General features: G+C 61.9%; 8 protein-coding genes. All 8 read left to right on the top strand.

All coding sequences use genetic code 11. From position 1 onward, the window contains the following. The first annotated feature begins 260 nt into the window (after positions 1-260). The 8 genes from PQR62_RS13700 to PQR62_RS13665 all read left to right on the top strand — a co-directional run bounded on the left by PQR62_RS13700 (position 261) and on the right by PQR62_RS13665 (position 10,233). The gene (locus tag PQR62_RS13700; RefSeq protein WP_408158499.1) at positions 261-1,793 is read left to right on the top strand and encodes a M81 family metallopeptidase; all 1,533 of its coding nucleotides are present in this window, start codon (positions 261-263) and stop codon (positions 1,791-1,793) included. Positions 1,794-1,919: 126 nt separating this feature from the next. After that, positions 1,920-3,209 carry an O-acetylhomoserine aminocarboxypropyltransferase/cysteine synthase family protein gene (locus tag PQR62_RS13695; protein ID WP_408158498.1) on the top strand — a complete coding sequence of 430 codons (1,290 nt, stop codon included), beginning with the start codon at positions 1,920-1,922 and terminating at the stop codon, positions 3,207-3,209. A gap of 344 nt (positions 3,210-3,553) precedes the next feature. Continuing rightward, positions 3,554-4,897: an LLM class flavin-dependent oxidoreductase gene (locus PQR62_RS13690; protein WP_408158497.1), complete on the top strand. Its 1,344-nt coding sequence runs from the start codon at positions 3,554-3,556 to the stop codon at positions 4,895-4,897. 108 nt (positions 4,898-5,005) lie between these two features. After that, the gene (locus PQR62_RS13685) at positions 5,006-6,265 is read left to right on the top strand and encodes an acyl-CoA dehydrogenase family protein (protein WP_408158496.1); all 1,260 of its coding nucleotides are present in this window, start codon (positions 5,006-5,008) and stop codon (positions 6,263-6,265) included. A gap of 346 nt (positions 6,266-6,611) precedes the next feature. Beyond that, positions 6,612-7,484 carry a MetQ/NlpA family ABC transporter substrate-binding protein gene (locus tag PQR62_RS13680; protein WP_408158495.1) on the top strand — a complete coding sequence of 291 codons (873 nt, stop codon included), beginning with the start codon at positions 6,612-6,614 and terminating at the stop codon, positions 7,482-7,484. A gap of 55 nt (positions 7,485-7,539) precedes the next feature. Further along, positions 7,540-8,355, top strand: coding sequence for a MetQ/NlpA family ABC transporter substrate-binding protein (locus PQR62_RS13675; protein ID WP_408158494.1), 816 nt, complete (start codon positions 7,540-7,542; stop codon positions 8,353-8,355). Next, positions 8,352-9,599: a methionine ABC transporter ATP-binding protein gene (locus PQR62_RS13670; protein WP_408158493.1), complete on the top strand. Its 1,248-nt coding sequence runs from the start codon at positions 8,352-8,354 to the stop codon at positions 9,597-9,599. Before PQR62_RS13675 ends, PQR62_RS13670 begins: the two co-directional genes overlap by 4 nt. Continuing rightward, positions 9,577-10,233 carry a methionine ABC transporter permease gene (locus tag PQR62_RS13665; protein ID WP_408158492.1) on the top strand — a complete coding sequence of 219 codons (657 nt, stop codon included), beginning with the start codon at positions 9,577-9,579 and terminating at the stop codon, positions 10,231-10,233. The genes PQR62_RS13670 and PQR62_RS13665 overlap by 23 nt, the downstream gene beginning before the upstream one ends. The last annotated feature ends 48 nt before the right edge of the window (positions 10,234-10,281 follow it).

Below are 10,281 nucleotides of genomic sequence, written 5' to 3'. Positions count from 1 at the left end.
GCAGATACTCCCGATGCATGCCTGCCTATTCAGGCTGTAATCAAGCTGACGCACCGGCAAAGTGCGGCAGCAAATTTACGCGCCAAATTTGCAGGCAAAGATTTTGATTCTAGGATGTAGGACTCAGAAGAAAAACGAATTAATTCGAATTTGCTTATGCGACATTCTACTTTGCGGTTTCGTTCCTCGCTCTGCTAGGGTTCGGCGAATTAAAACAATCGGAGGCGATCTTCGCCTCATCTGTTATCAAGAGAGCATCTATGCGCATCGCTATCGGCGGTTTTCAGCACGAGACCAATACCTTCTCCGCCACGCCGACCACCTGGCAAGACTTTGCCTTGGCCGATACCTGGCCCGCTCTGCTGCAAGATGAGGCGCTGCTATCCGAAATGACGCCGAACCTGCCGGGTGCACCCCGCAATATTCCGATTGCAGGTTTCATCGATGCCGCCTTGCGTTCACGGCAGAACGGTCCGGACCAGCGCTCATCGCCCGTCCTGTTGCCAACCGTGTGGTGCGCCGCCGGCCCTTCCGGACGCGTCACGCGCGATGCCTTCGAGCGCATCACCGGCATGCTGATCGACGCCATCGCCGCGGCCCAGGCTGACGCGGTCTATCTCGACCTGCATGGCGCCATGGCGGCTGAAGGCTTTGACGACGCCGACGGCGAAATCCTGCGACGGGTCCGCGCTGTCATCGGTGAGGAGACTCCATTGGTCGCCAGCCTCGATCTGCATGCCAATGTATCGCCGCTGATGTTCGACAGCGCCGACATGCTGATCGCCTATTGCACCTATCCGCACGTCGACATGGCCGCCACCGGTGCCCGCGCCTTCGACTGGCTGCAGCAGCTGCCGACCGGAACCGCACGAGCGGCAGCTACCCATGGCGCCTGGCGGCGAGTGCCCTACCTCATCCCCATGTGCTGGCAATGCACCGATACCGCTCCCGCGAAGGACTTGTACGCGCTGCAACAGCGGCTGGAATCGGATGGCGCACTCAGCGTCTCGCTGGCCATGGGCTTTCCTGCGGCCGATGTAGAAAAGTGCGGCCCATCGGTGTGGGCCTATGCGGATTCACAGCCGGCTGCCGAGCTGGCGGCGCACGCGCTGCTGGAGGCGTTCAACGCGGCTGAGGCAGCCTTCAGCGGCGAGATACTGAATGCCGATGCAGCGGTCGATCGCGCCATCGCGCTTGTGACCAGCAAAGGCGGCCCGGTGGTCATCGCCGATGCGCAGGACAATCCCGGCGCCGGCGGCAGCGCCGACACCACTGCGCTGCTGAAAGCCCTGGTGGCCGGCAGCGCCCGGAGCGCCGTGCTGGGCTTGCTGGTCGATCCGCACGCCGCGCGACGCGCACATGAAGCAGGTGAAGGAAGCACGCTGCGCTTGTCGCTGGGCGGAAAATCAGGCATCGCAGGCGATACGCCTTTCGACGCTGAATTTCGGGTGGAGCGGCTGCATGCCGGCGAGGTGGTGGCAAGCGGCAGCGTCTTCAGCGGCTACCACCTGACGCTGGGCCCCAGCGCCTGCCTCGCCATCGGCGGCGTGCGCGTGGTGGTGATTTCCAAGGCGGTGCAACTGCTCGATCTCGCGCTGCTGCGCTTCATCGGCATCGAACCGGCGGAACAAGCCATCATCGCCGTCAAAAGCACCGTCCACTTCCGCGCCGACTTCGCGCCGCTGGCCAGCGAGATTCTGATCTGCGCCGCTCCCGGCGCCTTCCTGCTCGATCCTGCCGCACTGCCGTGGTCCAAGCTGCCCGCCGAGATTCGACGGCGGCCGGCCCGCTAGCAAATGACTGACATCGGCCAGCTGACAGCGGACGGCGCAAAACGCATATCGATATTGGAATTCATTCCTTCTCGCGCGCAGGCCGGCTAATTAAAGTCATTTTTTTAATATGAAAAAGTGGCCGCCATGTCCCAATCCCTTGAATGGAAATTCGAAACGCTGTCCGTGCACGCCGGCTATTCGCCGGATCCGACCACCAAAGCGGCGGCAGTGCCTATCTACCAGACCGTGGCATTTGCTTTTGACGATACCCAGCATGGCGCCGATCTGTTCGACCTGAAGGTGCAGGGCAATATCTATTCACGCATCATGAACCCGACCCAGGATGTGCTGGAGAAGCGTATCGCGGCGCTGGAAGGCGGCATCGCTGCGCTGGCGGTGGCCTCCGGACAGGCGGCTGTCACCTATGCGATCCAGACCATCGCCGAAGCCGGCGACAACATCATCTCCGCCTCCACCTTGTATGGCGGCACCTACAATCTGTTTGCACACACGCTGCCGCAGTTCGGGATCGAAACACGCTTCGCCGATCCGCGCGATCCGGTCAGCTTCGACCAGCATTTCGATGCGCGCACCAAGGCCGTCTTCATCGAATCGATAGGCAATCCGCTCGGCAACGTCACCGATATCGCGGCAATCGCCGCCATCGCGCACCGCCACGGCGTGCCGCTGATCGTCGACAACACGGTGGCCACACCTTACTTGCTGCGGCCGATAGAGCACGGCGCCGACATCGTGGTGCATTCGCTCACCAAATATCTGGGTGGACACGGCACCAGCCTCGGCGGCGCGATTGTCGACTCCGGCAAATTCCCCTGGGCCCAACACAAGGAACGCTTCAAACGCCTCAATGAGCCGGACGTCAGCTATCACGGCGTGGTGTATACCGAAGCGCTGGGCGAAGCCGCCTACATCGGCCGCGCACGCGTCGTGCCCTTGCGCAATACCGGCGCCGCGCTGTCGCCGTTCAACAGTTTCCTGATCCTGCAGGGCATAGAAACACTAGCGCTGCGCCTCGACCGCATCACCTCCAACGCGCTCGCCATCGCCCGTTATCTGAAGCAGCATGCGAAAGTGAAGTGGGTCAACTACGCCGGCCTGGAAGATCATCCCGATCACGCGCTGGCGCAGAAATATCTGGGCGGCAAGGCCTCCGGCATTCTGACCTTCGGTGTCGAAAACGGACTGACAGGCGGCGCCAGATTTCAGGATGCCCTGCAACTGTTCACGCGTCTGGTCAACATCGGCGACGCCAAATCGCTGGCGACGCATCCGGCCTCGACCACCCACCGGCAGCTGTCGCCGGCCGAGCTGCTCAAGGCCGGCGTCACTGAAGATACGGTGCGCTTGTCGATCGGCATCGAGCACATCGACGACCTGATCGCCGATCTGGATCAGGCGCTCGCCGGCGCCTGATGCTGCAGACGGAGTCGGCACAGTCAGGAAGCGCATATCGATATCGCCAAATATGATTGGAGAAATTTTCCTCTCTGACGCAAAGTAGAGGCCAGAGTCGATTCACCAACGCGGAGCCACTTTTCAGATAGAACTGGGCTCCGCGGATCGCTCTTGCAGCGCTCCTCCGCTCCGCATCCTCGGCAGACTTCGCGCTCTTCGCGGCTTCATCTGCATCCGTTCAGCTCGCTCCGCCCTGCACTTCTCCATCATGCGCGATGCGACGCATCCGTTCTGAACCGGCACTTCAACATGGCCCTGGCTTCAGGCTGCCAAGTCCGCTCTCTTGATATCAAACAACAAACATGACCGCTCCCCGCACCCAATTTTCTCTCGGCGCCTTCCTCATGCAGACCGGGCATCACATTGCCGCCTGGCGCCATCCTGAAGCGCAGGCCGATGCCGGCAGCAACTTCCGCCACTACGTCAAGCTGGCGCAACAGGCTGAAGCCGCCAGGTTCGACGCCGTCTTCATCTCGGATTCCTCTGGCGTGCGCAGCCGCAATCTGGCGTCGCTCTCGCGCACCGCGCGTTCGGATCAGTTTGAACCGCTGACGCTGCTGTCGGCGCTGGCTGCCGTCACTGAACGCATCGGTCTGATCGCGACCGCTTCCACCACGTTCAACGAGCCCTTCAATATTGCGCGCAAGTTCGCTTCGCTCGACCAGATCAGCGGCGGCCGTGCGGGCTGGAATCTGGTGACCTCGAGCGGCGATGGCGAGGCGGAAAATTTCAATCTGAGCGAACACGTCGATCACAGCCTGCGCTATGAACGCGCGGCCGAATTCCATCAGGTCGTGACCGGGCTGTGGGACAGCTGGGAAGACGACGCCTTCGTGCGCGACAAGGAAAGCGGTCTGTATTTTCATCCGGAGAAACTGCATGTGCTGAACCACAAGGGCAAGCACTTCTCGGTGCGCGGCCCGCTCAATGTCTCGCGCTCGCCGCAAGGCAGGCCGGTGGTGGTACAGGCCGGCGCGTCGGAAACCGGCAAGGATCTGGCCGCACGCACCGCCGAAGTGATCTTCGTGGCGCACCAGACCTTGGCCGAAGCGCGCCATTTCTACAGCGACATCAAGCAACGCGCGCTGGCCTACGGCCGCCAGCCGGATGAGCTCAGGATCATGCCGGGCATCTTCCCGGTGGTCGCCGCGACGCGCGCCGAGGCGGAGGAGAAGTTCCGGTATCTGCAGGAGCTGATTCATCCGGTGGTGGGCGTGGCGCTGCTGTCGCAGATGGTCAGCTTTGACCTCTCGCCCTACCCGGTCGATGGTCCGCTGCCCGAACTGCCGCCGACCAACGGCGCCAAAAGCCGTCAGCAACTGATGATCGATCTGGCGCGCCGCGAAGGTTTGTCGATCCGCCAGACCTATCTGCGCATCGCCGGCGCGCGCGGCCATCAGCAGGTGGTCGGTACGCCGAAGGACATCGCCGACCTGCTCGAATCCTGGTTCAAGGATGGCGCCGCCGACGGCTTCAACATCATGTCGCCCACCCATGCGTCAGGACTAACGGATTTCATTACGCTGGTTCTGCCCGAGCTGCGCCGCCGCGGCCTGTTCCGCAATGAATATGCAGGCAGCACCTTGCGTGAGCATCTGGGTCTGAAGCGGCCTGCGCATGCCTCAGCTCCAGGCTCTGCCCATTGAGATAAGGCATCACGCCGGATTTCCTGAGCAGTGAACAAGGCATCATATGGATATCTGTTTATCTTCCTTAGCAATGCGCATGCGCTGCCAGATAATTCTCTTCCCGGCATGCCGCTCACACGCAGGTGCACCGCCCTTATTCGACCAAAGGTAACCATGACTCAAGCTTCCAGCCAGGCAGTATCCGACGACTTGTTCAAACGTTTCGAAGGCGTGTTCGCGCGCATTGCCGAAGGCAGCATAGTCCGCGAAAGCAATCGCGAATTGCCGTATGAAGCGGTGCAATGGCTGAAGGACAGCGGCTTCACGGCCCTGCGCGTTCCTGCCGAACTGGGCGGCAGCGGCGTCAGCCTGCCGCAGTTCTTTGCATTGCTGATCCGGCTGGCCGAGGCGGAGTCCAATCTGCCGCAGATCCTGCGCGTGAATGCCGGCTTTACCGAGCTGCTGCTGGAGCGCAAGGACGATGAGCGCACGCGCCATTGGCTCAGCGTGATCGGCAAGGGCGAGACCTTCGGTGCAGCGGCGTCCGAACGTACCGGCAGCACCGACAACAGCGTGACCGTGACGCCGGACTCGCAGCCCCGGCATCTGCGCCTGAACGGCGAAAAATATTATTCAACCGGCACCCTCTACGCCGACTGGATTCTGGCACGCGCGCATGACCGCGAGACCGATCTCAACGTGTTACTCAGGAGCGATACGCCCGGCGTGTCGCGCATCGATGACTGGGACGGTTTCGGTCAGCGCCTGACTGGCAGCGGCACCACGCGTTTCGACAATGTGCTGGTGCATCAGGATCAGATTCTGGATCGTTACAAGGTGTCGGAGCCGCGCCGCGACACCTTGATCACGGCCTTCTATCAGACCATTCATCTGGCAACGCTGGCCGGCATTGCCCGCGCCGTACAGCGCGATGCGGTGGAGTTCACGCAGGGCCGCACGCGCACCTTCGGCGTTCCGGGGCAATCCAGCCCGCGCGACAATCCGCTGGTGCATCGCGTGGTGGGTCGCCTCGCCAGCCTGACGTGGTCGACCGAGCAGCTGGTCAAGTCCATCGCCAGCGATCTCGAAGAAGTGCATCAGGCGCGCAAGCGCGGCGAGGTGCGCAGCGAGGACTACGTCGCGCTCGACATCAGGACCTTCCAGGCGCAGCAGGTCATCATCGGCCAGGTGCTGGAAGCGACCACCCTGCTGTTTGAGGTCGGCGGCGCTTCGGCCACCAGCGACAAACGCCGGCTCGATCGTCACTGGCGCAATGCGCGCACGCTGGCTTCGCACAACCCGGCCATCCTGCGCGAGGCCGCCATCGGCGCCTTCCACCTGAATGGCACGCCGTCGTCCGAACGCTTCGGAAACGCTTACATCTGAGACTCGCCTGAGGGCAGCGAGCAAGCGATCAGTTAAGGCATGGTCCATTGCGGATGCGCCTTGATCTCACTGTCATCCCTCTCCATTTTCACCTCTGATCAGTCAGTCTGAAAAGACCGGCTGATCCCTCGCGCCCGCCCGCACCATCATCGCTGAAGCCCCAGTGGCAGCGGCTTCCGGCGCCCCTCCTCTTCACGCAAAGTTCAGATATGCACATACGAATTCATTCGTTTGATTGCCGGCCCGCGCTCTCTACACTTTGAATCCCGCGTTTCATGCAGGTGCGGCGCCGTCATCCGGCTCCGTTTATTGAATCCACACTCATATAGCGAAAGTGAAGCTGCTCATGCGCATCCGGCTGGCGAAAATAATCTCGATACTCGCGTGGGGCTGCATCGCCCTCAATGCTGCCAATGTCGCGGCCGAACCGCAGAAGCCGGAGCTGAAGGTGGGCTTCGTGCCCGGCCCTTACATCGATGAATTCAAGATCGGCGTGCAGCCGGTACTGGAGAAAAAAGGCTACAAGATCAAGTATTACGAATTCAGCACCGGGCTGGAAGCCAACAGCGCCGTATTCAAGGGCGACATCGATGCCAACGTGATGCAGCACAGCGTCTTTCTCAAGTCGTACAACGAGCGCAACAAGACCGATCTGGTCGGTATCGTCGAAGTGCCGACGCCGCCCATGGGCCTGTATTCGAAAAAGCATCGCGATATCAAGAACCTGAAAAAGGGCTTCACCGTTGCCGTGCCCAACGATCCGGTCAATCTGCAGCGTGCGCTGTGGATCCTGCAACGCCTGGGCTGGATCAGGATCAAGGAAAACGCCAATCCGGTCGATGTCACCGAGCTCGATGTGATTGAAAACAAGGTCGGCCTGAAACTGGTGCTGCTGGAAAACGCCCAAGGCCCGCGCGCGCTGGATGATGCCGATTACGCTGCGATCCAGGGCAACTTCGCCATCTTCGCCAAACTCAAGTTATCGGACGCCTTCATTCTGGAAGACATGACGCCGCCTTACATCAATGTGCTGGTGGTGAAGAAGCCGCGTCAGGGCGACCAGTATGCGCGCGACATCGTCGAGGCCTATCGCTCCGAGACTTTCCAGAATGCGATACGCGCAGATCGTTTCTACGACGGCTTCCGTCTCCCCGACTACTTCAGCAAGACCAGCGCGGCTGAGACTGCTCGCACCGCCACGCTCAGCGCTTCCCGCTGACCCCGGAACATTCAAGACCATTCAAGACCATTCAACAAGACTCAAGGGAGAATTCATGCAACACAAATACCGCTTTCGCGTGCGCGCCATTCTGGCGGCCGGCCTGTTTTCCATCATCGGCGTGGCGCATGCCGCCGATCCTAAAGTCTTGCGCGTAGGCGTGCGCGGCGGCATTGATGAGCAAGTGTGGGAAGTGGTGAGCGAGGTGGCGAAGAAGAACGGGCTCAGGATCGAATCGGTGGTCATCAGCGGTTCTGCCAGCCCCAACGAAGCACTCAACAATGGCGATCTGGATGCCAATGCCTTCCAGCACATTCCCTTCCTGCGCGATCAGATCAAGCAGCGCGGCTACAAGCTGAGCATTGTCGGCAATACCTATATTTCGCCGATCGCCTTCTATTCGAAGAAATACAAATCGCTCAAGGATCTGCCGGACGGCGCCAAGGTCGCGATCCCCAATGATCCCAGCAATCAGACCCGGGCCTTGGTGGTGCTGCGCGATGCCGGCCTGATCACCCTGCGTGACGGCTTCGATCCTTACACCGGCACGGCCACGCTGAACGACATCACCGGCTACAAGAAGAAGATCAATCTGATCGAGGGCGCGTCAGTGGTGCTGGCGCGTTCACTGGAAGATGTCGATACCGCCGCCATCATCAACACCTTCGCCTATCAGGCCGGACTGGTGGCGACGCGCGACGGTATCGCGGTCGAGAAGCGCGACCACAATCCCTACGTCAACGTCATCGTGGTGCGCGACCAGGACAAGAACGCGGCCTGGGTCGCACCGCTGATCAAATCCTTCCAGTCCGCCGAAGTCCGTCAGTTCATCGAGAAGCAATACGGCGGCTCCGTGGTGCCGGTATTTTGAGTCTGACGCTATTGTCAGCCGCACGCGATGCGGCCTGGCGCGCGGTCAGCACGGCGATGAAATATCCCGAAGCGGAGTTTGCCGCCTATGCGCCGACGTCGACGGCAGCCCCGCTTTCATCCGGACCTGACTTTGCACAGCGCCAGGCACAGATCGACGCCGTACGCGGCGGCCCTTCCCAAGCTGAAGCCGAAGCAGCGCCGCATCTGATCTTCGAGCACATCGCCAAGCAGTACAAGGCGGCCTCCGGCCCGGTACAGGCGCTGCGCGATGTTTCGTTCACGGTACAGCGCGGCGAAATCTTCGGCATCATCGGCCGCAGCGGCGCCGGCAAATCTACGCTGTTGCGCACCATCAATGCGCTGGAGAGGCCCGATGCCGGCAGCGTATCGATTGACGGCCTGCGCGTCGGCGAGCTGGATGAGGACGCGCTGGTCGGCCTGCGACGCCGCATCGGCATGATCTTCCAGCACTTCAATCTGCTCTCGGCCAAGACCGTGCGCGACAACGTCGGCCTGCCCTTGCGCGTGGCCGGCGTGGCGCCGGAGCAAATCCGCTCGCGCGTCGACGCCCTGCTGGATCTGGTCGGCCTGCGCGACAAGGCGGAGGTCTATCCGGCCAAATTGTCGGGCGGACAGAAACAGCGCGTCGGCATCGCCCGCGCGCTGGTGCACGAGCCGGACGTGTTGCTGTGCGACGAAGCCACCTCGGCGCTCGATCCGGAATCGACCCAATCCATCCTCAGCCTGCTGCGCGACGTCAGCAGCAAGATGGGCCTGACGGTGGTGCTGATCACGCACGACATGGCGGTGATCCGCGAAATCTGCGATCGCGTGCTGGTGCTCGATCAGGGCGCCATCGTCGAACAGGGCGAGGTGTGGAAGGTGTTAGGCGATCCGCAGGCGGAAGCCACGCGCGCCCTGCTGCGGCCCTTGATGCATGGCCTGCCGCCCGATCTGGCGGCCCAGCTGGTGGATGATCTGCAAGGCCGTCCGGGCCTCGCGATACTGAGTCTGCACTACGGCGGCGCGCAGCGACCGCAAGGCGTCAGCCTGCAGGAGCTGGCCTTGCTGGGGCCGCAGGCCACCCTGATTCATGGCGGGCTGGATCGCATTCGCGGCCACGCGCAAGGCAGCCTGCTGCTCTCCCTTCCCGCCGCCAGCTGGCATGCGGCCAAAGCGCAAGGACTTGCCGGCGCAGATTTCATCGAGGTACTCGGCTATGTCCCTGCCCCCGTTTTATAAATACGTTCAGGCGCTCTACCAGACCTTGCTGATGGTCAGCGCCTCGGCTCTCATCGCGATTTCGACCGGGCTGGTGCTGGCCGTGATCCTGACCATTACCGCCAGCAACAGTCTGTATCCGAAACCGCGCCTGCATCGCAGCCTGTCGATCACGGTCAACATCTTCCGCGCCGTGCCCTTCATCATCATGCTGGTGGCGCTGCTGCCGTTTACCCGGCTGGTGGTCGGCACCACGCTGGGCACCTGGGCTGCGGTGGTGCCGCTGACGGTCAATCTGATTCCGTTCTATGCGCGCATCGCCCAGGTCAGCCTGAACGATGTCGATCCCGGCCTGGTGGAAGCGGCGCGTGCCATGGGCTGCCGGCGCTGGCACATCGTGCGCCATGTGCTGTTGCCGGAGGCGCTGCCGGGCATCGTCGGCGGCATGACGGTGAGTCTGATCGCCATGATCAATGCCTCGGCCATGGCCGGCGCGGTCGGCGCCGGCGGTCTCGGCGATCTGGCGATCCGCTACGGTTACGAGCGTTACGAGACGCGTGTGATGTTCGAAGTCATCGTCATTCTGATCGCGCTGGTCTCCATCATTCAGCTATGCGGTGAGCGCTTGTCGCGCCGGCTGGATCATCGGCGCTGAAGCGCGCTGCAATAAATCAAAAGGCCGTCGTGTTCAGCGACGGCCTTT

This window comes from Herbaspirillum lusitanum, from assembly GCF_046025995.1.
GTDB classification, from domain to species: domain Bacteria; phylum Pseudomonadota; class Gammaproteobacteria; order Burkholderiales; family Burkholderiaceae_D; genus Herbaspirillum; species Herbaspirillum lusitanum_A.
This window is presented reverse-complemented; position numbering and strand designations above follow the sequence as displayed.

Bases quoted from the DNA above. Each gene is read 5' to 3' on its own strand.
- PQR62_RS13665 (WP_408158492.1), top strand. From the start codon at position 9,577: ATGTCCCTGCCCCCGTTTTATAAATACGTTCAGGCGCTCTACCAGACC.
- PQR62_RS13675 (WP_408158494.1), top strand. From the start codon at position 7,540: ATGCAACACAAATACCGCTTTCGCGTGCGCGCCATTCTGGCGGCCGGC.
- PQR62_RS13685 (WP_408158496.1), top strand. From the start codon at position 5,006: ATGCCGCTCACACGCAGGTGCACCGCCCTTATTCGACCAAAGGTAACC.
- PQR62_RS13695 (WP_408158498.1), top strand. From the start codon at position 1,920: ATGTCCCAATCCCTTGAATGGAAATTCGAAACGCTGTCCGTGCACGCC.
- PQR62_RS13690 (WP_408158497.1), top strand. From the start codon at position 3,554: ATGACCGCTCCCCGCACCCAATTTTCTCTCGGCGCCTTCCTCATGCAG.
- PQR62_RS13700 (WP_408158499.1), top strand. From the start codon at position 261: ATGCGCATCGCTATCGGCGGTTTTCAGCACGAGACCAATACCTTCTCC.
- PQR62_RS13680 (WP_408158495.1), top strand. From the start codon at position 6,612: ATGCGCATCCGGCTGGCGAAAATAATCTCGATACTCGCGTGGGGCTGC.